23 protein-coding genes are annotated in these 23,119 nt (G+C 74.5%); 15 read left to right on the top strand and 8 right to left on the bottom strand.

Translation table 11 applies throughout. From position 1 onward, the window contains the following. Positions 1 to 19 precede the first annotated feature (19 nt). Both ACFVU9_RS28080 and ACFVU9_RS28085 read left to right on the top strand, forming a co-directional pair. Complete coding sequence (locus tag ACFVU9_RS28080; RefSeq protein ID WP_380497026.1) at positions 20 to 604, top strand: cysteine hydrolase family protein; 585 nt, start codon at positions 20 to 22, stop codon at positions 602 to 604. Next, the gene (locus ACFVU9_RS28085; RefSeq protein WP_387598015.1) at positions 601 to 1,536 is read left to right on the top strand and encodes a GlxA family transcriptional regulator; all 936 of its coding nucleotides are present in this window, start codon (positions 601 to 603) and stop codon (positions 1,534 to 1,536) included. The genes ACFVU9_RS28080 and ACFVU9_RS28085 overlap by 4 nt, the downstream gene beginning before the upstream one ends. Before the next feature lie 9 nt (positions 1,537 to 1,545). Here ACFVU9_RS28085 and ACFVU9_RS28090 read toward each other — a convergent pair whose 3' ends face one another. From ACFVU9_RS28090 to asnB, 6 genes are all read right to left on the bottom strand, one after another. Next, positions 1,546 to 2,004, bottom strand: coding sequence for an SRPBCC family protein (locus ACFVU9_RS28090; protein ID WP_380444030.1), 459 nt, complete (start codon positions 2,002 to 2,004; stop codon positions 1,546 to 1,548). A gap of 5 nt (positions 2,005 to 2,009) precedes the next feature. After that, on the bottom strand, positions 2,010 to 2,264 hold the full coding sequence (locus ACFVU9_RS28095; protein ID WP_380444028.1) for an acyl carrier protein: 255 nt from the start codon (positions 2,262 to 2,264) through the stop codon (positions 2,010 to 2,012). Between the two features lie 105 nt (positions 2,265 to 2,369). Then, positions 2,370 to 3,596: a ketosynthase chain-length factor gene (locus tag ACFVU9_RS28100; RefSeq protein ID WP_387598018.1), complete on the bottom strand. Its 1,227-nt coding sequence runs from the start codon at positions 3,594 to 3,596 to the stop codon at positions 2,370 to 2,372. After that, complete coding sequence (locus tag ACFVU9_RS28105) at positions 3,593 to 4,864, bottom strand: beta-ketoacyl-[acyl-carrier-protein] synthase family protein (RefSeq protein WP_380444024.1); 1,272 nt, start codon at positions 4,862 to 4,864, stop codon at positions 3,593 to 3,595. The genes ACFVU9_RS28100 and ACFVU9_RS28105 overlap by 4 nt, the downstream gene beginning before the upstream one ends. Beyond that, positions 4,861 to 5,301 (bottom strand): cupin domain-containing protein, encoded by a 441-nt coding sequence (locus ACFVU9_RS28110; RefSeq protein WP_380444022.1) that lies wholly within the window; start codon positions 5,299 to 5,301, stop codon positions 4,861 to 4,863. The genes ACFVU9_RS28105 and ACFVU9_RS28110 overlap by 4 nt, the downstream gene beginning before the upstream one ends. A gap of 36 nt (positions 5,302 to 5,337) precedes the next feature. Then, a complete protein-coding gene (asnB, locus tag ACFVU9_RS28115; protein ID WP_387598022.1) occupies positions 5,338 to 7,179 on the bottom strand; it encodes an asparagine synthase (glutamine-hydrolyzing) in 1,842 nt (613 codons plus the stop codon). 205 nt (positions 7,180 to 7,384) lie between these two features. On the opposite strand from asnB, the gene ACFVU9_RS28120 reads away from it, so the two are divergent. The 5 genes from ACFVU9_RS28120 (at position 7,385) to ACFVU9_RS28140 (ending at position 12,562) form a co-directional block, all read left to right on the top strand. Next, positions 7,385 to 8,662: a lysine N(6)-hydroxylase/L-ornithine N(5)-oxygenase family protein gene (locus ACFVU9_RS28120; RefSeq protein WP_387598025.1), complete on the top strand. Its 1,278-nt coding sequence runs from the start codon at positions 7,385 to 7,387 to the stop codon at positions 8,660 to 8,662. 68 nt (positions 8,663 to 8,730) lie between these two features. Further along, positions 8,731 to 10,374, top strand: coding sequence for an FAD-dependent monooxygenase (locus ACFVU9_RS28125; protein WP_387598029.1), 1,644 nt, complete (start codon positions 8,731 to 8,733; stop codon positions 10,372 to 10,374). Positions 10,375 to 10,411: 37 nt separating this feature from the next. After that, positions 10,412 to 10,834 carry an SCP2 sterol-binding domain-containing protein gene (locus tag ACFVU9_RS28130; RefSeq protein ID WP_387598032.1) on the top strand — a complete coding sequence of 141 codons (423 nt, stop codon included), beginning with the start codon at positions 10,412 to 10,414 and terminating at the stop codon, positions 10,832 to 10,834. 29 nt (positions 10,835 to 10,863) lie between these two features. Then, positions 10,864 to 11,562, top strand: a complete 699-nt coding sequence (locus ACFVU9_RS28135) for a TenA family protein (RefSeq protein ID WP_387598035.1) — start codon at positions 10,864 to 10,866, stop codon at positions 11,560 to 11,562. A 16-nt stretch (positions 11,563 to 11,578) separates the two neighbouring features. Next, the gene (locus tag ACFVU9_RS28140) at positions 11,579 to 12,562 is read left to right on the top strand and encodes an LLM class F420-dependent oxidoreductase (protein WP_387598037.1); all 984 of its coding nucleotides are present in this window, start codon (positions 11,579 to 11,581) and stop codon (positions 12,560 to 12,562) included. Positions 12,563 to 12,691: 129 nt separating this feature from the next. On the opposite strand, the gene ACFVU9_RS28145 is transcribed toward ACFVU9_RS28140, so the two are convergent. Then, on the bottom strand, positions 12,692 to 13,159 hold the full coding sequence (locus tag ACFVU9_RS28145) for a hypothetical protein (protein ID WP_380500994.1): 468 nt from the start codon (positions 13,157 to 13,159) through the stop codon (positions 12,692 to 12,694). Positions 13,160 to 13,313: 154 nt separating this feature from the next. Between ACFVU9_RS28145 and ACFVU9_RS28150 the strand changes: the two genes are divergently transcribed. From ACFVU9_RS28150 to ACFVU9_RS28170, 5 genes are read left to right on the top strand one after another with little or no spacing between them, the layout of a single operon-like run. Further along, positions 13,314 to 13,670, top strand: coding sequence for a cupin domain-containing protein (locus ACFVU9_RS28150; protein ID WP_380448987.1), 357 nt, complete (start codon positions 13,314 to 13,316; stop codon positions 13,668 to 13,670). Next, complete coding sequence (locus tag ACFVU9_RS28155; RefSeq protein WP_387598041.1) at positions 13,667 to 15,022, top strand: class I tRNA ligase family protein; 1,356 nt, start codon at positions 13,667 to 13,669, stop codon at positions 15,020 to 15,022. The genes ACFVU9_RS28150 and ACFVU9_RS28155 overlap by 4 nt, the downstream gene beginning before the upstream one ends. Positions 15,023 to 15,028: 6 nt before the next feature. Beyond that, a complete protein-coding gene (locus ACFVU9_RS28160) occupies positions 15,029 to 16,099 on the top strand; it encodes an NAD(P)/FAD-dependent oxidoreductase (RefSeq protein WP_387598043.1) in 1,071 nt (356 codons plus the stop codon). Next, entirely contained in the window at positions 16,096 to 17,475 is a 1,380-nt protein-coding gene (locus tag ACFVU9_RS28165) for an FAD-binding oxidoreductase (protein ID WP_380448981.1), read from the top strand. Before ACFVU9_RS28160 ends, ACFVU9_RS28165 begins: the two co-directional genes overlap by 4 nt. A 5-nt stretch (positions 17,476 to 17,480) precedes the next feature. Beyond that, the gene (locus tag ACFVU9_RS28170; protein WP_380448980.1) at positions 17,481 to 17,849 is read left to right on the top strand and encodes a hypothetical protein; all 369 of its coding nucleotides are present in this window, start codon (positions 17,481 to 17,483) and stop codon (positions 17,847 to 17,849) included. Positions 17,850 to 17,933: 84 nt separating this feature from the next. Here ACFVU9_RS28170 and ACFVU9_RS28175 read toward each other — a convergent pair whose 3' ends face one another. After that, complete coding sequence (locus ACFVU9_RS28175; protein WP_380497045.1) at positions 17,934 to 18,443, bottom strand: MarR family winged helix-turn-helix transcriptional regulator; 510 nt, start codon at positions 18,441 to 18,443, stop codon at positions 17,934 to 17,936. A 114-nt stretch (positions 18,444 to 18,557) separates the two neighbouring features. Here ACFVU9_RS28175 and ACFVU9_RS28180 point away from each other — a divergent pair, with 114 nt between their 5' ends. The 3 genes from ACFVU9_RS28180 to ACFVU9_RS28190 all read left to right on the top strand — a co-directional run bounded on the left by ACFVU9_RS28180 (position 18,558) and on the right by ACFVU9_RS28190 (position 22,919). Then, positions 18,558 to 20,159, top strand: a complete 1,602-nt coding sequence (locus tag ACFVU9_RS28180; protein ID WP_387598047.1) for an MDR family MFS transporter — start codon at positions 18,558 to 18,560, stop codon at positions 20,157 to 20,159. A gap of 11 nt (positions 20,160 to 20,170) precedes the next feature. Further along, positions 20,171 to 22,309: an MMPL family transporter gene (locus ACFVU9_RS28185; RefSeq protein WP_387598049.1), complete on the top strand. Its 2,139-nt coding sequence runs from the start codon at positions 20,171 to 20,173 to the stop codon at positions 22,307 to 22,309. A 109-nt stretch (positions 22,310 to 22,418) separates the two neighbouring features. Next, positions 22,419 to 22,919 carry a DUF1707 domain-containing protein gene (locus ACFVU9_RS28190; protein WP_387598052.1) on the top strand — a complete coding sequence of 167 codons (501 nt, stop codon included), beginning with the start codon at positions 22,419 to 22,421 and terminating at the stop codon, positions 22,917 to 22,919. The last annotated feature ends 200 nt before the right edge of the window (positions 22,920 to 23,119 follow it).

The following is a 23,119-nucleotide window of genomic DNA, read 5'->3' on the forward strand; positions in this document are numbered from 1 at the left end:
CGAGCGCCATGATCGAGGCATGAAGAACGCACTCCTCGTCATCGACGTCCAGGAATCCTTCCGGCAGCGCGAGAACTGGGCCGCCGTGTCCAACCCCGCGATCGTCGAGCGGGTCAACGAGCTCGTCGAGCACGCCCGCGGCCGCGGCGACCTCGTCGTCTGGGTCCTGCACTCCGAGCCCGGCACCGGCACGGTCTTCGACCCGGCCCGCGGCTTCGTCCGCCTCATCGACGGCCTGGCGCCCGCCGAGGGCGAGCCCGTCGTCACCAAGACCTCGCACAACGCGTTCACCACGACCAACCTCCAGCAGGTGCTCACCCAGCACGGCGTCGGCGGCGTCGTCGTCAGCGGCATCCGCACCGAGCAGTGCTGCGAGACCACCACGCGGGTCGCCGGCGACCTCGGCTACGAGGTCGTCTTCGTCACCGACGCCACCGCCACCCACCCCATCGAGCACCGCGACGCGCCCGCCGGGCGCAGCCTCGCCGAGGTCCTCGCCGACCCGCGCACCCTCTCGACGGACGACATCATCGCCCGCACCGAGTACGCTCTGGCCGGCCGCTTCGCCACCGTCACCACCGTCAAGGAGCTGACCGGATCGTGACCCGAGTCGTCTTCCTGCTCGTCCCCCACGTACACCTGCTGGACCTCGCCGGGCCCGCCCAGGTGTTCTCCACCGCGGCCGACCACGGCCTCGGCTACGCGAGCGCGTACGTGGCCGAGCAGGAGGACGTCCCCACGGCGCAGGGCATCGCGCTGCGGGCCGCCACCGCGTGGCCGGAGCTGTCGCCCGGGGACCTCCTGGTGGTCCCCGGCTGGCGGTCGGTCACGCTGCGGCAGAACGGCGCGCTGAGCGCGGCCACGCTGGAGCGGCTGGCCGCGCACCACGCCGCCGGCGGGACGGTGGCCAGCGTGTGCGCCGGCGCCGACGCGCTCGGCCGCGCCGGGCTGCTGGACGGCCGGCGGTGCACCACCCACCACGACCTCCAGGAGGAGCTCGCCCAGCGCTACCGGCGGGCGAGCGTCGTGCGCGACGTGCTCTACGTCGTCGACGACCGGGTCGTGACCTCGGCCGGGATCGCCAGCGGCATCGACCTCGCGCTGCACCTCGTGGCCGTGCGGAACGGCCCGGCGGCGGCCGCCCGGATCGCCCGCGAGATGGTCGTCTACGCCCGGCGCAACGGCGACGAGCGGCAGGCCAGCGCGATGCTGCGGCACCGCGGCCACCTCGTCGACGCCGTCCACCGCGCCCAGGACCTCATCGACGCCCGCTTCGACACCCGGCTCGGCCTCACCGACCTCGCCGCCGCCTCCGGTGTCAGCGAACGCACCCTCACCCGGCACTTCACCGAGGCCACCGGCCGCACCCCGCTGCGCTACCAGCAGGAGCTGCGCGTCGAGCGCGCGGAACACCTCATCGCCCACGGCGCGACCACCGAGACGGCCGCCCGCGCGGTCGGCTTCCAGGACGCCCGCATGCTGCGCCGCCTGCGCGCCCGCACCGGCCCGGGTGCCGGTGCGGGCGCTGGCGCCTGAAGGCCCGGGTCACGCTCTGGCGGCGGCCTCGATCCGCTCCTTGACGGCCCGCATCTGGACGACCGTGTTGGCCGTCAGGTGCTCGGCCATCTCCTTGTCCCCGAAGGGGAGTTCGTCCCGCACGTGGAAGTCCTGCACCCAGCGCATGTGGACGCCGTCCGGGGTCTCCCGGTACTCCCAGAAGATCTTCATGTACTCGAAGGGTCCGGTCTCGACCCGGTGGGCCCGCACGCTGCGGGTACTCAGGTCGCTGGTGCGCTCGGAGACCCAGGTGCGGGCCACGCCCGCCTCGTCGGGGTGCATGGTGAGCCTGAACCGCACGGTGTCGCCCCGCTGTTCGAGGATCTCCGCGTCGGCGTACTCGGTGAACAGCCGCGGCCAGCCTGCCACGTCGTTCGTCATCTCCCAGACCAGGTCGAACGGCGCCGCCACGACCGTGCTCGACTCGGTGTGCCCGTGTTCGGTCATCGCGCTCAGGCCTCCGCGCGCTGCCGGTTGACGTACTCCAGCAGGGCCGCGGGGGTGCGCAGGTCGTCGATCACCTCGTCCGGGATGGCGACGCCGAGCCGGCCCTGGACCTGGGTGACCACCTCCAGGACGGCCAGCGAGTCGTAGCCGAGCTCGCCGAAGTCGGCGTGCAGGATGTCGCCGTCGAGGTCGACGGCCTCGCCGGTGCCCACGCACTGGCGCATGATGTCCCGCAGGCCGTCCAGGTTCAGGGTGTCCATCGCTTCAACTCCGTTTCCGTTGAGCACTGTTCGTGCACTTCTTGTACGCGCAGGGCCCGTTCGTGCAGAGCCTGTCCGCGCAGGGCCCGTTCGCGCAGGGCCTGTTCACACGGCCCGGACGACGACCGCGGCGTTGAAGCCGTTGTGGCCGCGGGCGATCACGAGCGCGGTGCGCACCGCCGCCTCCCTGGGGTCGCCCAGGATCAGGTCGACCGGGCAGTCCGGGGAGGGCGCGGTGACGTTCACGGTCGGCGGGACGACGCCGTGGCGCACCGCCAGCAGCGCCGCCACCAGGTCGACCGTCGGGCCGGCCGCGTAGAGGCGGCCGGTGGTGGTCTTGGGCACGGTGACCGGCACCCCGGCGGGGCCGAACACCTCGGCGAGCGCCCGGCTCTCCAGCCGGTCCAGCGCCGGGACGCCGTAGCCGTCGGCGAAGACCACGTCGACGTCGGCCGGCGCGCACCGGGCGTCGGCCAGCGCCCCCTCGATGGCCCGGCGCAGGTTGGGCCCGCGCCCGGTGGCCGGGTGCGGGTCGAAGGCGGTGGCGTAGCCCGCGATCTCGCCGTACGGGCGCACGCCGCGGGCGCGGGCCGACTCCGCCTCCTCGACCAGGAGGATCGCCCCGCCCTCCCCGGGCGCGTAGCCCGAGGCCTCGGCGTCGAAGGGCAGGTAGGCCCGGGCGGGGTCGGTGCTGCGGCTGACCAGGCCGGGCGGGATCTGCCCGACCAGGCCGGAGGGGGAGAACGAGGAGTCCGTGCCGCCGGACAGGACGAAGGTGGTGCCGCCCCGGATCGTGCGCCGGGCCTGGCCCACGCAGTCCAGCCCGCCGGCCTGGTCGGTGATGAAGACGCCGCTCGGCCCGCGCATGCCGTGCCGGATCGAGATCTGGCCCGAGTTGGCCGCGTAGAACCAGGCGATCGCCATGTAGGCGCCGACCTGCGAGGGCCCCTTGGAGTAGAGGTTCTGCATCTCCCGCTGGCCGAACTCGGCGCCGCCGGTGGCGTTGGCGGTGACGACGCCCATCTGGTACTCGGGCTGCTCCTTGGGATCCAGCTCACCGTCGAGCAGGGCCTCCTCGGCGCAGACCAGGCCGAACTGGGTCATCAGCGCGGTCTCCACGACGACCCGGCTGGGCAGCAGCGCGTACGGGTCGAAGCCCGGCACCTCGCCGATGACCTTGATCGGGTAGCCGGTCGGGTCCATCCGGGTCATCGGCGCCAGCCCGCTGCGGCCGTCGAGGGTGTTGGCCCAGTACGTCTTCACGCCGATCCCGGTCGGCGCGACGACGCCCAGGCCGGTCACCACGGCGCGTCTGTCCGGTTCCGCGGTCATCGGAGCACCCTCCCCTCGTCGGCCAGCACGATCGCGCTCTGGAACCCGCCGAAACCGCTGCCGACGCTGAGCACGACGTCGGTCCGCTGGTCCCGGGCGGTGACCGGGACGTAGTCCAGGTCGCACTCCGGGTCCGGCGTCTCCAGGTTGGCGGTCGGGGGCACGACGTCGTGCTCGATCGCCAGGCAGCAGGCGGCCACCTCGATGGCGCCGATCGCGCCGAGCGAGTGCCCGATCATCGACTTGATGGAGCTGACCGGGGCCCGGTAGGCGTGCGCGCCCAGGGCGCGTTTGAAGGCCGCGGTCTCGTGCCGGTCGTTCTGCCGGGTGCCGGAGCCGTGCCCGTTGACGTAGTCGATCTCCTGCGGGTTGACCCGGGCCTGGTCGAGCGCGGCCCGGATCGCCTCGGCCATCTCCCGGCCGTCCGGCTTGAGGCCGGTCATGTGGTAGCCGTTGGCGCGGCTCGCGTAGCCGGCCACCTCGCAGTAGATGGACGCGCCGCGCTTGCGGGCGTGTTCCAGTTCCTCGAAGACCATCACCGCCGAACCCTCGCCCAGGATCAGGCCCTTGCGGTTGAGGTCGTAGGGACGGCAGGCGTGTTCGGGGTCGTCGTTGGCGGTGGACTGGGCGCGCAGGGTGTCGAAGCAGGCGACCGTGACCGGGGAGACCGGTGCGTCGGTGCCGGCCGCGAGCATCACGTCCGCACTGCCCTCGCGGACCAGCTCGAAGGCGTGGCCCAGCGCGTCGATGCCCGAGGTGCAGCCGGTGGAGATCAGGCCCACCGGGCCCTCCGCGCCGCAGGCCCAGGCGAGTTCGGCCGCCATCGAGCTGGGGACCATGACGTCGTACAGGTGCGGGACGGCGTACTGCGGGTCCACCAGCCACTTGCTGCCGCCGTCGCTGAGCACCACGTACTCGCGCTCCATCAGCTCGGTGCAGCCGATCGCGTTGCCCAGCGAGACGCCGACCCGGCCCGGGTCGGGTGCGCCGCCGGCCAGGCCGCTGTCGGCGAGCGCCTCGCGGGCGGCGATCAGCGCGAACTGGCCGGCCCGGTCCAGACGGCGGGCCTCCTGCGGGGAAAGGCCGCAGGCCAGCGGGTCGAAGTCGATCTCGGCGGCGACCTGGCAGCGGAAGTCCGACGGATCGAAGTGGGTGATGCGGCGGGTGGCGGTGCGCCCGGCCGTCAGGGTGTCCCAGAACGCGCCGGTGCCGACGCCCTTGGGTGCGATGACCCCGATGCCGGTCACCACGACGCGGCGCCCGGTCATGAGGTCACGGCTCCGACCTGCGGCAACTCGCCGCCGGAGGAGGGAAGTTCCTCGGTGTCCACGTGGCCGAGCTCGGGCTTGGGGGCGAGCGGGCCGAGGAAGAACACGGCGAACATCTCCTCGTCGCCATGGTTGTCCATCCGGTGCCGCAGCCCCTTGGGGATCATGAACGAGTCCCCCGCCACCAGCTCGATCGGCCGCCCCTCCAGGAGCAGCGTCATCCGGCCGCCGACGATGTAGAAGTACTCCTCGGAGTACGGGTGGTAGTGCTCGCTGACGAACTCGCCGGGCATGAGCGACCCCGCGCCCAGGAAGCCGGCGGTGGCCGCGCACGTCCTCGGGCTGAGCAGGACGCGCAGGTCGCCGCCGCGCCGCCGGTTCGGCGGGACGTCCGCGAACGCGACCTTCCCGGGCTCGCCCGCAGGGGTTGAAGTCATGGCCTCTCCTTCTCCGGTGGTCCGACTGACGGATCGTCAGACGGCAAGCTGTACGCGGTACTCGGCCAGCCAGGTGTTGAGCTGGAGTGCGAACTCGATGTTGGTGCGGGCCAGCCAGTCCGACCCGCCCGGCCATTCGGCGCCGGCCGCCGCGCGGGCCGCCGCGCCGTCCAGCAGCGGGGCCACCGGGGCGGCCGGGTCGCGCAGCACGGCGGCCAGCTCGCGCTGGAGCATCCGCGCGTACGCCGGGTCCTGGTTGACCGGGAACGGGCTCTTGCGCCGCTGGGCGACCGACCGCGGCAGCAGCGGGGCGACGGCCGCCCGCAGCAGGCTCTTCTCGCGCCCGTCGAAGGACTTCATCCGCCAGGGCACGTTGAAGGCGTACTCGACCAGGCGGTGGTCGCAGAACGGCATCCGGGCGTCCAGCCCCACCGCCCGGCTCAGCCGGTCGTCCCGGTCCAGCAGGCGCGGCAGCCATCGGGTCAGGTGCAGGTGGCACAGCTCGCGCATGCGGCGCTCGGCCGCGTTCTCGCCGTCCAGCCGCGGCACCTCGCCGATCGCCTGGCGGTAGCTGTCGGCGCCGAACCCGGCCAGGTCCAGGCCGCGCAGCAGCCCGCGGTCGAACAGGCCGAGCCCGAGCCCGTCCCTGGACTGCTCGTGCGAGCGCTCGTACGCCACCCACGGGAAGTGGCCGGTGCGCACCAGCTCCGGGTCGTGCATCCACGGGAAGCCGCCGAACAGCTCGTCGGCGGCCTCGCCGGAGAGCACGACGCCGGCGCGCTCGCGCACGGCGGCGAAGAGCAGGTGGGCGGCGACGTCCATCTCGGCGAACGGCGTCGGCCGGTCCTGGGCGCGCAGCACCGCCAGGCGGCCGGCCGGGTCGGCCAGGTCGGCGGTGCCGAGCACCACGTCGACGTGCTCGGAGCCCAGGTGGCGGGCCAGTTCGGCCGCGTACGGGGCGTCCGCGGTGGCGCGCACGTGGTCGGGGCGGAAGTTCTCGGCGTGGCCGAGGAAGGTGCCGGTGGCGGTGAGCAGCGGCTTGGCCCCGCGCTCCGCCGAGGTGCGGGCGGCCAGCGCGGCCACCGCGCCCGAGTCGAGGCCGCCGGAGAGCAGCACGCAAGGCGTGGGCTCCTCGGGCAGCATCCGGTTCACCGCGTCGGACAGCAGCAGGCGCACGGTCGCGACGGTGGTGTCCCGGTCGTCGGGGTGCGGGCGGCTCTGCAGCCGCCAGTAGGCGCGCTCGGTCAGCCACCCGTCGGCCAGTTCCACGACGTGGCCCGGACGGACCTCGTCGACGCCCCGGAAGACGCTGCGGCCGGGGGTCTTGATCTGGGTGAACAGCTCGCGCAGGCTGTCCGCGTCCGCCGCCGGGTCGACCGCCTCCCCGGCGAGCAGGGCCTTCGGCTCCGAGGCGAAGGCCAGTTCGTCGCCGAGCCGCGCGTAGTGCAGCGGCCGCACGCCGAGGCGGTCCCTGGCCAGCAGGAGCCGGCGGCGGCGGACGTCCCACAGCGCGAACGCGAAGGCGCCGTCCAGCCGGACCGGACAGTCGGCGCCCCACTCCCGGTAGGCGTGGAGCACGGTCTCCGGGTCGCCGCCGGACCGGGGCCGGTGGCCACGGGCGTCCAGCACCCGGCGCACGCCCTCGGGCCCGTACAGCGTGCCGGCGAAGGCGATCACGGCCGTCACCTCGCCGTCCTCGACCAGGGCGGCCGGGCGGGCCCCCGGTGGGCCGGGGAACGCCAGCAGGGCGTTCCCGTCGGTCCAGGTCCCGTGGGCCGGCGGGCCCCCGGGCGTCATCGCGGCGGCCATCGCGGCCACGCCCGCCGTCCTCCGGTCCGAGTCGGGCCCCAGCCCCACCCACCCGGCGATGCAAGTCATGCGGATCCCCTCGGTCGCGACGTCCCCGGTCGGTGCCGCGACACAGCATGGGGAGCCGCCCTCTCGGGTGGATCGAGCCCGCCTGAACGTCCGGCGGGCGCGTCCGGGGCTCAGAGCGTTTCGAGGACTCCTCTACCGGCAGCCGGAACGCTGTCCCCGGCAGTACCGCAGGGCCACCTCACCCTCACGTAAAGAGGCTTCAACCGTGGCGACTTCCACCAGCCGGCCCGCCGGGCTCCCGCACTTCGCGGTCGCGGGCATCGGCGCGGGCCCGGCCAACCTGAGCTTCGCCGCCCTCGCCGAGGGCACCGTTCCCGGGGCGGTGGCGCTCTTCGACCGGCGGGGCTCGCACGCCTGGCACCCCGAGCTGATGCACCCGGGGGCCCGGCTGCAGACCTCCTGGGTGAAGGACCTGGTCACCCTGGTCGATCCGCGCAACCGCTTCTCCTTCCTCAACTACCTGGTCACCACCGGGCGGATCTACGCCTTCCTGAACGCCCAGTTCGAGGCGATCCCCCGGCTGGAGTACGACCGGTACCTGGCCTGGGCCAGTGGTGAGCTGGGCACCATCCGGTACGGCGTCGACATCACCGCGATCTCCTTCGACGGCGTCTTCGTCCTGGGCTCCGGGGACCGCCCGGTGGCCACCGCCGACCACCTGGTGCTCGGCCTCGGCACCCGCCCGTACGTGCCGGACTGCTTCGAACTCCCCGGCCCGCACGGCGTCCTGCTCGCCGAGGAGCTCACCGGGCACTTCACCGGCTGCCGGCCCGGACCGCACGAGACGGCCGTGGTGATCGGCGGCGGCCAGACCGGCGCCGAGGCGGTGCTCTCGCTGCTGCGGCTCGGGCTGCGGGAGATCCGCTGGATCGGCCGGCGGCCGTGGTTCGCGCCGATGGACGACTCGCCGCCCGCCAACGACTTCTACCGGCCCGCATACGTGCGCCACTTCCAGAGCCTGCCGGCGCACGTGCGCGACAGCATCGCGACGAACCAGATCCTCACCAGCGACGGCGTCTCGATGGCCACGCTGCAGGAGCTGTACCAGGTCAACTACGAGATCCGGCTGGCCGAGGGACGTTCCCCGGTGATGATGCTGCCCGGCCGGGACGTGGTCGGGGCCGTCGAGCGGCAGGGCTCGGTGGTCCTGCGCTGCCGCCGGCTGGGCGGCGGCCAGGAGCAGCACTCGGCCCGGCACGTCGTGCTGGCCACCGGCCGGCGGCCCGCGCCGCTGCCGCTGGACCCCGAACTGCTCGACCTGGCACCGGGCGAGGAGCCGGTCATCGAGGCGGACTACTCGCTGCGCTGGAAGCACGGCGACACCAACCGGATCTTCGCCCAGAACCGCGCCCAGTCCAGCCACGGCGTGGTCGACCCCAACCTCAGCCTGCTCTCGGTGCGCAGCGCCGTGATCATCAACTCCCTGCTGGACCGGTCGGTCTTCAGCATCCGCGACGAGCAGGTCCACACCCTGTGGGCCTGACCCGCCCGGACCGCCCCGGACCGACCGGTCCCCGCTCCCCCGCCCAACGGCACCTGGAGGTAGACGAGATGCCCGACAACCGGCCCGACAACCGGACCGACGTACTGATCGTGGGCGCCGGGATGGCAGGCCTGACCGCGGCCGTGTTCCTGGCCTGGCACGGGCTGCGCCCGGTCCTGGTCGAGCGCCATCCGCAGGAACTGGTGCACCCCCGGGCCCGGGGGATCAACGCCCGCTCGGTGGAGGTGTTCCGTCAGGCCGGTCTGGAGGAGCGGCTCTTCGCCGCCCGGGGCGAGGGCATCGTGGCCTCCGACGCCGACTCCTCGCGGATGCTGATGGCCCGCACCCTGGCCGACCGGGACGTCGACTTCGTCGACCTGGCGACCGGCTCCGCGGACGGTGTCAGCCCGACCGAGTGGTGCCCGATCGACCAGGACCGGCTGGAGGTCATCCTGCGCGAACGGGCCCGCGAGCTGGGCGCCGACGTGCGCTACGGCGTCGAGCTGACCGCCCTCACCCCGCGCCCGGACGGCGTCACGGCGCGGGTGCGCGAGGCCGCGGGCGCCGCCGAGTACACCGTGGAGGCCGCCTACGTGGTGGCGGCGGACGGCCAGCGAAGCACCGTGCGGCGCCTGCTGGACATCCCGGTGGAGGGCCCCGGGGTGCTGCTCGACACTCTCTCCATGGTGGTCGAGGCCGACATCGAGGAGGTCGTCGCGGGCCGCCGCTTCGGCTTCGCCTACCTGGGCAGCCCGCGGCAGGGCACGGTGATCTTCCCGCACGACGGGAAGAACCGCTGGTGCTTCGGGGTGCCCTTCGAGCCCCGCAAGGGCGAGACGGTCGCCGACTACCCGGCCGAGCGCTGCCTGGAGCTGTTCCGGGAGGCGGTCGGCCTGCCGGAGCTCGACGGCCGGCTGGTGCCCCAGCTGCCGGACGGCACCGAGGTGCTGCCGTTCGCGATCGGGGCGTACTGCGCCGAGCGGTTCGTCCACGGGCGGGTCCTGCTGGCCGGCGACGCCGCCCGGATCGTGCCGCCGACCGGCGCGTTCGGCGGCAGCACCGGCATCCAGGACGCCCACAACCTCGCCTGGAAGCTGGCCGCCGTGGTCAAGGGCGAGGCCGGCCCCGGGCTGCTGGAGAGCTACGACGCCGAGCGCCGCGCGGTCTCCGAGTTCACCATGGAGCAGGCCATGGCGCAGATGGTCTGGCGCACCGGCACCACGGCGTCCGACGAGGTCGACGGCATGCGGCTGTGGGACTGGTGGTCCGTCATCCTGGGCTACCGCTACCGCTCGGGCGCCGTCGTCCCCGACCCGGCCGACGGCGCCGACGACGGGCTGCCCGCGGTCGAGACCGGCCGCCTCTCGGCCCAGCCCGGCACCCGCGCCCCGCACCTGGCGACCGGCGCGGGCACCTCCACCCTCGACCTGTACGGGCGGAACTTCGCCCTGGTGGCCGGCCGCTCCGGCGCCACCTGGGCGGCCTCCGTGCTCCGCGCGTGCGACGAGCTCGACGTCGAACTCGACTTCTACCTGGCCGGGTTCGACCTCGACGTGCCGACCGCTCAGTGGGCCGAGCGGCACGGCGTGCGCGACGACGGCGCGGTGCTGGTCCGCCCGGACGGCTTCGTCGCCTGGCGCAGCCGCACCGGCGCGGACCCGGACGGCGACCGGCTGGTCGCCGCGCTCACCCGCGTCCTCGCCCGCGACTGAAACACCCGATCCCATGTCAAACGAGAGGAGTTCGACAATGTCCGAGCTGGAGACCCGGTTCAAGGAACTGGTCGCGCTGGTGGACGCCACGCCCAAGGACCAGGTGGAGGGGAGGCTCGCCGGACTGCCCGGCGGTGTCCCGGCCGCGCTGGACACCGTGTACGAGCAGCTGGCCTCGACGTTCAACCCGGCCAAGGCGGGCGGCGAGAGCGGGATCTTCCAGTACGAGGTGGCCACCGCCGGCGGCGTCCAGGAGTACCACCTGGTGGTCGCCGACGGCGCGTGCACCGTCGGCAAGGGCACCCGGGAGGACGCCGACGTCGTCATCGGCGTCAAGGTCGTCGACATGCTGCTGATGGCCACCGGCAAGCTCTCCGGCCAGAAGGCCTTCGTCACCGGCAAGCTGAAGCTCCGCGGCAACGCGTTCTTCGGCATGAAGCAGGGTGAGTGGTTCGACTGATGGCCCAGACTCCGATGTCCGAAACTCCGATGACCGGGAAGCTGCACGAACGGCTGGGCGCCGCGGGCGCGCCGCTGCTGGACGCCGTCCGGGAGCACCCGTTCTTCGCCGGCCTGCGCGACGGCTCCCTGCCGGGCGGGGCACTGCTGCACTTCGCCCGGCAGGACGCCGACTTCCTGCTCCCGGCGTACGGCCGCGCCCTGGCCCGCTGCGCCGCGCTGGCCCACGACCACGACCACGCCCTGGTGCTGACCCGGATGGCGGTCGGCACCCTGGAGGCCCGCCAGGCCATGGCCCTCGGGTACGACCTGATGGCGGGCGAGCTGGCCGCCGACGGCGACGACTCCTGGCGCACCCGGCCGGCCGATCCGGCCACCCACGCGTACACGTCGTTCTTCGGCGCGGCGAGCGCCGGTTCGCTGGCCGAGGGGGTCGGGGCGCTGCTGCCCTGCTCCTGGTTCTACCTGAGCATCGCCGACGACCTGCGCGAGCGCCACGACCCCGGCGGCCGCTACGCCTCCTGGGTCTCCGCGCTGCACCCGGGCGAGGACTACCGGGAGGTCCTGGACGGCTTCCTGGCCCTCGTCGACGACCTGGGGCGCAGCTGCTCGGCCCTGGAACTCGCCAGGCTGGAGCGGAACTTCGCGATCGCCACCCGGTACGAGTGGAGCTTTGTCGACGCGGCGCTGCGCCAACTCGACTGGCCCATCGCTTCCATGACGTCCTGACCAAAGGAGGTGGCGCGTGCGCCTCGGCATCAACATCACCAACTTCGGCTGGCCGGGCTCGCCGGAGAACATCGGCAGTACGCTCGGGCGGATCGCGCGGACCGCGGAGGAGGTCGGCTTCGACAGCCTCTGGGTGATGGACCACTTCTTCCAGACCCCGCTCAACCGCGGCCCGGCCGGCCCGTGCCCGGAGGCGTACACCACGCTGGGCTTCGTCGCCGGGCAGACCTCGCGGATCCGCCTCGGCACCCTCGTCACCGGCGTGGTGAACCGCCACCCCGGCGTCCTGGTGAAGACCGTCAGCACCCTCGACGCGCTCTCCGGCGGCCGGATGTACTTCGGCATCGGCGCCGCCTGGTACGAGGAGGAGCAGCGCGGCCTGGGCATCCCGGTGGTCCCGCGGGCCGAGCGGTTCGAGCGGCTGGAGGAGACCGTGCGGCTCGCCAAGCACATGTGGGCGGGCAACGAGGAGCCGTTCCTCGGCAGGCACTACCGGCTGGAGGAGCCGCGCAACGAGCCCAACTCGCCGCAGCGGCCCCACCCGCCGGTGCTGATCGGCGGCCAGGGCCGGCGCAAGACCTTCGGCCTGGTCGCCCGGTACGCGGACGCCTGCAACGTCTACGAGCTGCCCGACCCCGAGCTCATCAAGGACAAGCTGGCGACGCTGCCGCCGCAGCACCCGATGCGGCGCAACGCCCACCTCAAGCCGACCGAGGTGATCCGCGAGCAGTTCGACGTCCTGCGGCAGCGCTGCGAGGAGGCCGGGCGGCCGTACGGCGAGATCGAGAAGACCACGCTCGGCACGGGCGCGCTCACCCGGACCGGCGGGGGCGGGGCCTACTCCCCGGCCGGCGCGGTCGAGCGCTTCGAGCGGCTCGCCGAGCTGGGGGTCGACCACGCCATCGTCGAGCCGCCCGACCCGTGGCGGGAGGGCGCGCTCGACGTGTGGGCGGAGGTCATTGCGGCGGTGGCGAAGATCGTTCCGGCTGGGCGCTCCTGAGCCGGGCTCCCGCTCCGGACCGCCGGGCGATCGCGGCCAGTGCGCGGTCGATCGCCCGGCGGCCCGCGGGCAGCCTCCGCAGCAGCACGCCGAGGGCGAGGAGGGCGGCGAGGGTCATGTCCGTCCTCCTCAGAACTCGCCGCTGACGGTGGCCGCCAGGTAGCCGTCGAGGTCGGGGACGTCCGGGCGCACCACGTGGCGCACCCAGGCGTCCCGCTCCGCCCCCATCGCCACCAGCTCCCAGATGCACGCGGTGGCCGCACCGGGGGCCGGCCGCCAGTCGGCCGGGTCGGCCCACGCGGAGATCCACGTCCGGGAGTGCAGGATCAGCCGGTTGGGGCTCCACCAGGCGACGACGACGTAGCAGCCGTCCTCGTCCTCGTGCAGCACGCTGAAGGCGCAGCTCAAGGCCTCCGGATACGCCTCCGGCAGGCTGCGTTCGACCGCCCGGCGGGCGGCCTCGATCACGTGGGCGGGGGGCCTCGGCCGGGTGGCCGAGATGCCGTACCGCTTGACCCGCCAGCCCCGCACCCGGTCCGGGGCGAGGGCGACCATCCGACGCGGTGCCCAGGGCACCGGCACGACTCCGACATCCATGGCCGCCACGGTAGGCGGGCGCCCTCCAGGCGGGATCGAACCGGCCTGGACGTCCGTCAGCCCGCCACCAGCCGGCCCCCAGCCCGCTCCGAGGCCCGGCCACCACCCTGGACCACGCGAACAACCACCGGACGACGATGAGGGGTTGACGACTGTGCGCAGGCTCAGTTGCGACTCGGCGGAGCTCTCCGCGGAGTACGGGATACGGATCGGGCGCTGGACGCAGTACGCCGAGTCGGCGCGGCTGCCGTTCGACGCGATGTGGTGCCTGGTGGGCCCCGGCTCGTCGAGCGCGCGGGACGGCCACCCGGAGACGGAACTGGCGGTGGTGGTCACCGGCCGGGCCGAGTTCGAGGTCGAGGGGTCCGGCACCACGGCGGCCCCGGCCGGCACCGCCGTGCTGCTCGACCCCGAGGAGCGGCACGTCATCCACAACCGCTCCGAGACGGACCCGCTGACCATCCTCAGCATCTACTGGCTGCCTGGCGCGGCGGACGGGGACCGGTCGTGACCGCCCGCCCGGTGGTGCTGCTCAGCCCGCCCCCGACCCCGAACGGCCCGCTGCACCTGGGCCACCTCTCCGGCCCCTACCTCGCGGCCGACGTCGCCGCCCGCGCCGCGCGCGCCCGCAGCGAGCGGGTGCTGACCGTCTGCGGCACCGACGACCACCAGAACTACGTCGTCGCCAGGGCCGAGCAGCTCGGCCGCAAACCCGACGAGCTCGTCGACGAGTTCGGCGCGCTGATCCGCGCCTCGCTCACCGCCGCCCGGATCGAGCACGACGTCTTCACCACCCCGCGCACCGACCGCAACCACCGCGCCCGGGTGGCCCGGCTCTGCGTCGAAATGGTCACCGCCGGGCTGCTGCCCGAGGCGGAGTGGCCGATGCTGCTCTGCGAGGACTGCGGACGCACCCTGCACCACGGCTACGTCGGCGGCGGCTGCCCGGCCTGCGGCGAGCCGATGGGCGGCGGCACCTGCGAGGCGTGCGGCGGCTTCGCCACCGCCGCGCAGCTGCGCGACCCGCGGTGCGGGTGCGGTGGCGCACCCCGCACGGTGCGCCACCGGGGGCCCGTCCTCGCGCTGGAGGACCACCGGGAGGCGCTGACCCGGATCTGGTCCGCCGCGGTGCTCCCCGCCCGGGTCCGCGCCCTGCTCACGCGGCTGCTGGACGAGGGGCTGCCGGACGTCCCGGTGAGCTACCCCACCGACTGGGGGATCGAACTGGTCGGCGGCAACCGGCTCGACGTCTGGGTCGAGATGGGCCTGTCCTACCTCGACCTGATCGGGCGCCGGCTCGACCCGGACGCCCGCCGCCTCACCGAACTCGGCGCCGCCTGGGGCGGGCTGGGCGGTCTGTGGCCGTTCCTCGGGATCGACAACGCCTTCTACTACGCCGCCGTCTTCCCCGCCCTGGCCGTCGCCGCCGGCGCGCCCTGGCGGTCCGTCCTGTCCGGCCTGGTGGTCAACGAGTTCTACCGGCTCGACGGGCTCAAGTTCTCCACCAGCCGCGACCACGCCGTCTGGGCCCACGAGCTGCTCACCACCGAGGACCCGGAGACCCTCCGGCTCTTCCTCAACTGGGACCGCCCCGCCCCCTTCCCGAGCAACTTCACCGCGGCCGGCTACGCGGCCTTCGCCGAGCACCGCCCGCCCCGGCACCCCGACCCCGGCGGGCCCCTCGCCGACGCCGACCTCGCCCGGGCCGAACAGGCCCTGCGCCCCGAGACGTTCGACCCCGCGCTCGCCGCCCGCTGCCTCCTGCCGCTCGCCGCCGGCGCTCCTGACACCCACCCCCTGGACGCCCGCGCCCGGCGGCTGCTCGACGCGCTCACCGGCCGCGGCCCGGCCCCGGAACGGTAGGCGGCCGTGCGGATCTGCATCATCGGCGCGGGCCTGGCCGGCACCCTGCTCGCCTGGCGGCTGCGGCGCGGCGCACCGGGCACCGACGTGTGCCTGATCACCGCCGCCACCCCGCCCGGCGAGGCCACCGCCGCCTCCGGCGGCCTGGTCCGCGGCTTCGAGCCGGACCCGGCCGCCTGCCGGCTCGCCGCCGAGAGCCTCGCCGAACTGCGCGCCGACCCGGCCCTCGCCGCCCTCGCCGAGTACCGCGAGACCGGCTCGCTGTACCTCACCGACGACCCCCCGCCCACCGCCCTGCTGGACCTCGTCGAGGACCGGCTGCCCGGCTCGGCCGAGCAGCTGACCGCGGCCGGCGCCGCCGAACGGTACGGGATCACCGGCCCCCCGGACGCCCACTACCTCGCCGAACGGCACGCCGGCTACCTCAGCCCGGACGCGCTGCGCCACGGCCTGCTCCGCGACCTCCTCGACCACGGCGGGCGCACCGTCGCGGGCCCGGCCCTGGCCGTCGGCCCCGGTTCGGTACGGCTGCCCGGCGGCACGCTCTCCTGCGACCTCACCGTCCTGGCCGCCGGACGGCGGACCGGGCCGCTGCTGCGCCAGAGCGGCCTGGACCACCGCGAGCCCACCCGGCTGCGCGGCAAGCTCGTCCAGTACACCGTCCACCGGGCCGGCGGCCGCCGCCCGCCGTGCTTCGTCGACGGGACCACCGGGCTGTACGGGCGCCCGCACGGCCGCGGCGACGTGCTGCTCGGCGTGCCCACCGACTGCTGGGACGAGCACGCCGAACCGCTGCGCCCCCTCCCCGACCTGCGCCGGGAGACCGAACTGCTCGCCCTCCTGCGGCTGCCCGGCCTGCGGCTGGGCCGGGTGCGGCGCACCGTGGTGGCCGCCGACTGCTACAGCCCGTCGGGCCTGCTGGAGCTGCGCGCCACCACCGACCCGGCCGTCCACACCTTCACCGGCGGCAGCGGCGGCGCCGCCAAGTGCGCCCTGGCGGCCAGCCGCCGGGCCGCCCGCGACCTGCGGGTGCCGGGCTACCGCGACGACCTCGACGACCTCCTGGAGCTGTCATGACCAGCACGCTGCGGCGGGCCCTCGAAACCGTGTGCCCCGAGCGCGTGATCGACCCGCGCCACCCCCGCTACGACGCCACCCGGCAGCTCTTCAACGGCATGCACGACCGCCGCCCGCGGCTGATCGTGCTGCCCTGCGACCGTGAGGAGCTGCGCCGGGTCGTGCAGCTCGCCCGCGAGGCCGGCCTGCCGCTCGCGGTGCGCGGCGCCGGGCACAACATCGCCGGGACGGCCGGCGTGGACGACGGCGTGGTGATCGACCTGCGGCTGCTGGACCGGGTCCGGATCGACCCGCACCGCCGCACGGCCCGGGTGCAGGGCGGCGCGACCTGGGCCCAGTTCGACGCGGCCGCCTCCCGGCACGGACTGGCCGTCACCGGCGGCACGTTCGACACCACCGGCGTCGGCGGGCTGACCCTCGGCGGCGGGATCGGGCACCTGATGGGCCGCTACGGGCTCTCCTGCGACAACGTCCTGGAGTACTCGCTGGTCACGGCCGACGGCGACCGCCTGGCCGTCGACGCCGACACCGACCCCGAGCTGGACTGGGCGCTGCGCGGCGCCGGGCACAACTTCGGCGTCGTCGACGAGTTCGTGTTCCGGCTGCACCCGGTCACCACCGTCCACGGCGGCACGGTCGCCTACCCGGCGCACGAGATGACCCGGGCGGTCGAGCTGTTCCGGCGGCTCGGCACCGAAGGCCCCGACGGACTGGTCTGCATCCTGCTGCTGGAGCGGTTCGGGCCCGCGCAGGAGCCCGCCGCCGTCCTGAGCGTCTGCTACAGCGGCACCGACCCCGGCTACCCCGCGCTGCTCGACAAGCAGTTGCGCGAACCGGAGGTGCTGGACTGGCAGGTCGAGCGGCGCCCGTACCTGTCGATGCAGCAGTTCCTCGGCCGTCTCCCGTACGGGCTGCGCCACTACTGGAGCGCGCGCTGCACCGACGGGCTGCCGGACGAGCTGATCGCCGCGCTGGTCGAGCGGTTCCACGCCGGGCGCTGGCGCGGGGAGTTCAACGACACCGTCTACCTGGAGGCGTTCGGCGGGGCGGTGCGGCGGGAGCCCGAGCGGCCGTCCGCGGTGGGCTGGCGCACCGCGCGGTTCAACGTCACGGGCATGGCCATCTGGGAGGCGGCCGACGCCGACCCCGAGCGGATCGCGTGGGCCAGGTCGGTGGCGCGGGCCGCCGAGCCCTGGGGCACGTCCGGCGACGGTTACGTCAACTACCTGTCGGACCCGGAGGGTTCGGACACCGCGCGGGCCGTCCGGACGTACGGGGAGCGGGGGCACCAGCGGCTCGCGGCGCTCAAGCGGCGGCTGGACCCGGACAACGTCTTCCGCCCGGCGTTCGCCATCGCCCCGGCGACGGGGGCGTGAGGGCCGTGACCGGGGCGCGGATCGACTACAACAACCGCTTCTTCTCGGCGGACCCGGGCGGCTCGCCGGAGACCGCGGCCGCCGGGGAGTCCCCCGTCGGCCACTACCACCAGCTCGGCGACCTCGTCTGGGCCGAGTTCCGCGGCGGGAAGGTGCTCACCGGCCGCCTCGTCGGCACCTGCGGCCCCGACGGCGCGCTGCGGCTCGCCTACTGCCAGGTGCTCGCGGACGGCGGCGTGGTCGCCGGGGAGTGCACGAGCAAGCCGGAACGGCTGCCGGACGGGCGGCTGCGCCTCCGCGAGGAGTGGCGGCGGTCCGACGGCAGCAGCGGGGTCTCCCACATCGAGGAGGTCCGTGGCCGGACGGGGGGCTGACCCCGTCCGACTCGGACTCGGGCCCGGACGCGCTCCCCTGCCGCGTCCGGGCCCGTCCGCGTCACCCCTCCGACGGCCTCGCGCTCACTCCGCCTCGGGCAGGCCCGCGAACTTGGTCAGCAGCCGGGCGAAGTCGGAACGTTCCTGCACCGTCCAGCCGTCCGTGATGGTGCCGAAGTACTCCTGGCGCACCCGGTGCGAGAGGGCGGCCAGCTCCCGGCCCTCCTCCGTCAGCTCCAGGCAGATGCGCCGGCTGTCGGCCTGGGAGGCGACCCGGCGGACGTAGCCGGCCTCCACGCTCGCCGCCACCAGGCGGCTCGCCCGCGAGGGGTCGACGGCCAGGCGCTCGGCGACGAGGCCGACCGTGACCTCCTGGCCGGGGTGGTCGGGCTCCTCCTCGACCGCGTCCACCACGACGCTGTGCGACAGGTCGACGTCCCGGCCCAGCTGCGCGGTCACCAGCTTGCCCAGGGACCGCCTGGTCTGGTTGCGGCGGATCCGGACCATGGCCCGCTCGATGGCGGTCAGGGCCGGGTCCGGCGCGGCGGTGTCCGGGCGACGGGTGCTGGCGGGGGTCTCGGCGGCTCTGGTCATGGCACAAATATACGCGTTGACACGTGCAGAAGGCAGATCTATGCTCAACGCACATACTTTCTTCTGGCATCTATGTTCACGAGTCACATAGTTGCTAAAAGCATAGGGGTTGCCATGTCAACCGAGCCCGACACCACCAGCACCTCCTCCCCCGCGCCCGGCGAGGGCGCCATGCCCCACCGGCAGGTGATGATCGTCTACTTCGGCCTGCTCCTCGCGATGCTCATGGCCACCCTGGACTCCTCGATCGTGGCCACCGCGCTGCCCACGATCGTCGGCGACCTCGGCGGCCTGAGCTCCATCGCCTGGGTCGGCGCGGCCTACATCCTGGCCTCCAGCGCCGTGATGCCGCTGGCCGGCAAGCTCGGCGACCTGCTGGGCCGCAAGCAGGTCTTCGTCGTCTCCACCGTCGTCTTCCTCGCCGGCTCCGCCGCCTGCGGGGCCGCCCAGACGATGGGCCAGCTGATCGCCTTCCGCGTCCTGCAGGGCATCGGCGCGGGCGGCGTGATGGCCGCCATGTTCGCCCTCACCGGGGACCTCTTCGGCCCGCGCGAGCGGGCGAAGTACCAGGGGTACTCGGCCGGCGTCTTCGCGCTGTCCGCGGTCGGCGGGCCGATCGCCGGCGGCTTCTTCGCCGAACACGTCACCTGGCGCTGGGTGTTCTACGTCAACCTGCCGATCGGCGCGGCCGCCCTCGTCCTGGTCGCCCTCTACCTGCGCAGCGCCCGCCGCCCCGAGCGGCCGCGGATCGACTACCTCGGGATGCTGCTGCTCTCCGGCGCGCTGGTGTGCCTCGTCCTGCTCACCAACTGGGCCGGCAGCACCTACGCCTGGGGCTCCCCCACCACCGTCGGCCTCGCGGTGGGCGGCGTGGCGCTGCTGGTCGGCTGGGTCGTCGTGGAGCGCTCGGCCGCCGAACCGGTCATCCCGCTCGGCCTGTTCCGCGACTCCACCTTCGACATCTGCAACGCCGTGGCCTTCGTCGGCGGGCTGACCGGCTTCGGCCTGGTCTTCTTCCTCCCGCTCTACCTGCAGATCTCCGCGGGCGCCGGCGCCACCAACTCCGGCCTCCTGCTGCTCCCGATGATGTTCGGGCTGATGCTCGCGTCCTTCGGCGTCGGCGGCGCGGTCGCCAAGTCCGGCCGCTACAAGTGGTACCCGGCCGCCAGCATGCTGGTCTCCGCCGTCGCGGCCTTCCTGATGTCCACCATGACGGCCGACACCAGCCGCTTCCTGTCCGGGCTCTACATGTTCCTGCTCGGCGTCGGGGCGGGCCTGTCCCAGCAGGTCGTCGTGGTCGCGGTGCAGAACGCCGCGCCCCGCGCGGACCTGGGCGCCGCCACCTCCACCGTCACCTTCAGCCGGATGCTCGGCACCTCCTTCGGCGTCTCGATCTTCGCGACCGTCCTCACGAGCCGCCTCACCCACGAGATCCCGACGTACGTCCCGGACGGCGCCGCGAACGGCATCGCCGCCAACGGCGGCATCTCACCCGAGGCGCTGCGCCGGCTGCCCGACACCGTCCGGCACGGCCTGGCGCAGGCCTACGCCCACGCGCTCAGCCCGGTCTTCCTGATCGCCGGGTTCGTCCTCCTCGCCGGGCTCGCCGCGGCGGTCTTCCTCAAGGACATCACGCTCGAACAGCGCGGCTGGGGCGCCGAGGAGCCGCCCGAGGCCCCCAGCGCCCCCGCCCACGCCGCCCCGCAGAGCAGCTGAGGAGCCCTGCCATGCCCCTGCTCAAAAGCTCAGCCCTGCTCAAGAAGCTCGCTCTCCTGCCGGCCGGCGCCCGCTCCAAGTGGCTGGTCCTGGTCCTGTGGCTGCTGCTCGCCGGCGTGGCCGCACCCCTCGGCGCCCAGCTGATCGGCGCCCAGAGCAACGACATCACCCAGTGGCTCCCCAGGGGCGCGGAGTCGACCAAGGCCCTGGAGACGGGGCGGGACCACTTCGGCATCGGCGACGTGCTGCCGGCCAGCATCGTCTACTCCCGCCCCGGCGGCATCACCGCCGACGACACCGGCAAGGCCGAGCGCGACCGCGCCGCCTTCGCCCGCTACGGCGGCACGCCGCCCCCGCTCTCCCCGTCCGGGGACGGCCGGGCCCTACTGCTCACCGTCCCGCTCACCATGCAGGGCGCGGACGGGTTCACCCGGCTCGTCGACGACGTCAAGGCCATCCGGCACGACGCCCACGCCGACGCCCCGGCCGGGCTCGACGTCCAGGTGACCGGCCCGGCCGGCGCCGCCGCCGACCAGTCCGCCGTTTTCGGCGGCGTCGACGGCCCGCTGCTGCTCACCACGGTCGCGGTGGTGGCGATCCTGCTGATCGTCACCTACCGCAGCCCGGTGCTCTGGCTGGTGCCGCTGCTGACCGTGGGCATCAGCTCGTCGCTGGCCAACGCCGTGGTGTACCTGCTGGTCAAGCACGCCGGCCTGGTGGTCACCGGGCAGAGCACCAGCGTCCTGACCGTCCTGGTCTTCGGCGCGGGCACCGACTACGCCCTGCTGCTGATCGCCCGCTACCGCGAGGAGCTGCGCCGCCACGAGGACCGGCACGAGGCCATGCGCAGCGCGTTGCGGCGGACGCTCCCGGCCGTCGTCGCCTCCGCGACCACCGTGACGCTGGGTCTGCTCTGCCTGCTGGCCGCGCGGATGAACTCGACCCGCGGGCTCGGCCCGGTGGCGGCGATCGGCATCGTGGTGGCCCTCGTGTCGATCACCGTGCTGCTGCCCGCGCTGCTGGTGATCCTCGGCCGCGGGCTCTTCTGGCCGTTCGTCCCGCGCCCGGTGTGGACGGGCCCGGGCGAGCCGGAGTCCGGCCCGTGGGGCCGGGTCGGCGCCGCCGTCGCCCGCCGGCCCCGCCCGGTCTGGCTGGCCAGCGCGGTGGCCCTCGCCGCGTGCGCGATCGGTGCGCTCGGCCTGCACTCCGGGCTCTCCCCGAGCGAGGCCTTCACCGGCAAGCCCGAGTCGGTGACCGGCCAGACCGTCCTCGCCGCGCACTACCCGGCCGGCTCCTCCGCGCCGCTGGACATCTACGCCGACGCGGCCAGGGCCGAGCAGGTGACGGCCGCCGTCCACGGCCTGCCCGGGGTGGCCGCGGTCTCGCCCGCCCAGACCTCCGGCGACCGGCTGCGCATCCAGGCCCTGCTCAGCGATCCGCCCGGCAGCAAGGCCGCCGAGGCCACCGTCGGGCACATCCGCACCGCCGTGCACGACACGGCGGACCCCGGGGCGCTGATCGGCGGCAGCACGGCCCAGAGCCTGGACGTCGCCGACACCACCACGCACGACGAGCGGCTGGTGATGCCGCTGGTGCTCGCCGTCGTCCTGCTCGTCCTGATGGTGCTCCTGCGCTCCCTGGTGGCGCCGGTGCTGCTCCTGGCGAGCGTGGTGCTGTCCTTCGGCGCGGCGCTCGGCGCCTCCGTCCTGCTCTTCCGCGCCCTCGGGCACCCGCACTCGGACGAGTCGCTGCCGCTGATGGGCTTCCTCTTCCTCGTCGCGCTGGGGGTCGACTACACGATCTTCATGATGACCAGGGCCCGCGAGGAGACCGCCCGGATCGGCCACTCCCGCGGCGTGGTGCGCGCGCTCGCCGTGACGGGCGGGGTCATCACCAGCGCCGGCCTCATCCTGGCCGCCACGTTCGCGGCACTCGGGGTCCTGCCGTCGGTCGGCATGCTGCAACTGGGCGTCCTGGTCGCGGTGGGCGTGCTGCTGGACACCCTCGTGGTGCGCACCCTCCTGGTGCCGGCCCTCGCGCTGGACATCGGCCCGCGGCTGTGGTGGCCGGGCCGCCCGTGCCCGGCCCGGATCCCCGGTCCCCGCAACACCGCCGCGGCGAGCACACCCGAGCCCGACGGCGTCCGCTGACGACACGGGCCCGACGGAACGGCGCCGACAGCACGTCCACGCAACACCCGCCCACGCAGAACCCATCCACGCAGAACCCGTCCACTGAACGAGCGGAGAGCGAGGGAACATGACGACCGGATCCCGCCGCGACTGGATCTCCGAGGCCGAACGCGAGGCGGTGGCAGCCCAGTTGTGCGAGCAGTTCAGCCGGAGCCTGCTGACCAAGGCCGAGTTGGAGACGCGCCTGGACGACACCTTCGCGGCCGAGACCCACGAGGCGCTGCGCCACGTCACGGCCGACCTCCCGGCGGTGCGGCGCTCCGCGCCGGCCGGGGCCGCCCCACCGGCCCGGATGCGGGCGGCCCGGGGCACCCGGCGCGCGCTCCGGCTCCGGGAGCGCCACGGCACGCGGGCGCTGGTGTACTCGATCGGCCTCTGGGCCGCCGGCGGACTCCTGTTCGGCGCCGGCTGGCTGGGCTCCGGCCCGGCGCGGCTGCTGATCTTGCTGGGGCTGGCGGCGATCCTGGTCGGCGGCCGGCCGCGCAGGTCACGCCGGTGGCGGCCGGCCGACGATCCCGGGCGACGCCTCGGGGCGTTCGGCCCGAGGGAGTGGCGCACGCGCTGGTGACCGCGCTAGTGACCGCGATGGCGACCACGGTCGTGGCTGCGCTGGTGACCACGGTGGTGGCTGCGGCGTGACCGGGCGATGAGCGGAGTGGTGGTGGACGGGCCGAGCCGGCCCGGGGAGCCCCACCCCCGGGGGCGGGGGCCGGGGGCCCCCGGGGGCCGGCCGGGGCGGGGGGCCGGCGCCCCCCCCCCCCCCCCCCC

Source organism: Kitasatospora sp. NPDC057936 (genome assembly GCF_042887525.1).
Lineage (GTDB): Bacteria > Actinomycetota > Actinomycetes > Streptomycetales > Streptomycetaceae > Kitasatospora.

Excerpts from the sequence above, each read along its gene's own strand:
- ACFVU9_RS28080 (WP_380497026.1), top strand. The coding sequence starts at position 20 with ATGAAGAACGCACTCCTCGTCATCGACGTCCAGGAATCCTTCCGGCAG.
- ACFVU9_RS28090 (WP_380444030.1), bottom strand. The coding sequence starts at position 2,004 with ATGACCGAACACGGGCACACCGAGTCGAGCACGGTCGTGGCGGCGCCG.
- ACFVU9_RS28095 (WP_380444028.1), bottom strand. The coding sequence starts at position 2,264 with ATGGACACCCTGAACCTGGACGGCCTGCGGGACATCATGCGCCAGTGC.
- ACFVU9_RS28100 (WP_387598018.1), bottom strand. The coding sequence starts at position 3,596 with ATGACCGCGGAACCGGACAGACGCGCCGTGGTGACCGGCCTGGGCGTC.
- ACFVU9_RS28105 (WP_380444024.1), bottom strand. The coding sequence starts at position 4,864 with ATGACCGGGCGCCGCGTCGTGGTGACCGGCATCGGGGTCATCGCACCC.
- ACFVU9_RS28110 (WP_380444022.1), bottom strand. The coding sequence starts at position 5,301 with ATGACTTCAACCCCTGCGGGCGAGCCCGGGAAGGTCGCGTTCGCGGAC.
- asnB (WP_387598022.1), bottom strand. The coding sequence starts at position 7,179 with ATGACTTGCATCGCCGGGTGGGTGGGGCTGGGGCCCGACTCGGACCGG.
- ACFVU9_RS28125 (WP_387598029.1), top strand. The coding sequence starts at position 8,731 with ATGCCCGACAACCGGCCCGACAACCGGACCGACGTACTGATCGTGGGC.
- ACFVU9_RS28130 (WP_387598032.1), top strand. The coding sequence starts at position 10,412 with ATGTCCGAGCTGGAGACCCGGTTCAAGGAACTGGTCGCGCTGGTGGAC.
- ACFVU9_RS28135 (WP_387598035.1), top strand. The coding sequence starts at position 10,864 with ATGACCGGGAAGCTGCACGAACGGCTGGGCGCCGCGGGCGCGCCGCTG.
- ACFVU9_RS28145 (WP_380500994.1), bottom strand. The coding sequence starts at position 13,159 with ATGGATGTCGGAGTCGTGCCGGTGCCCTGGGCACCGCGTCGGATGGTC.
- ACFVU9_RS28165 (WP_380448981.1), top strand. The coding sequence starts at position 16,096 with ATGACCAGCACGCTGCGGCGGGCCCTCGAAACCGTGTGCCCCGAGCGC.
- ACFVU9_RS28175 (WP_380497045.1), bottom strand. The coding sequence starts at position 18,443 with ATGACCAGAGCCGCCGAGACCCCCGCCAGCACCCGTCGCCCGGACACC.
- ACFVU9_RS28180 (WP_387598047.1), top strand. The coding sequence starts at position 18,558 with ATGTCAACCGAGCCCGACACCACCAGCACCTCCTCCCCCGCGCCCGGC.
- ACFVU9_RS28185 (WP_387598049.1), top strand. The coding sequence starts at position 20,171 with ATGCCCCTGCTCAAAAGCTCAGCCCTGCTCAAGAAGCTCGCTCTCCTG.
- ACFVU9_RS28190 (WP_387598052.1), top strand. The coding sequence starts at position 22,419 with ATGACGACCGGATCCCGCCGCGACTGGATCTCCGAGGCCGAACGCGAG.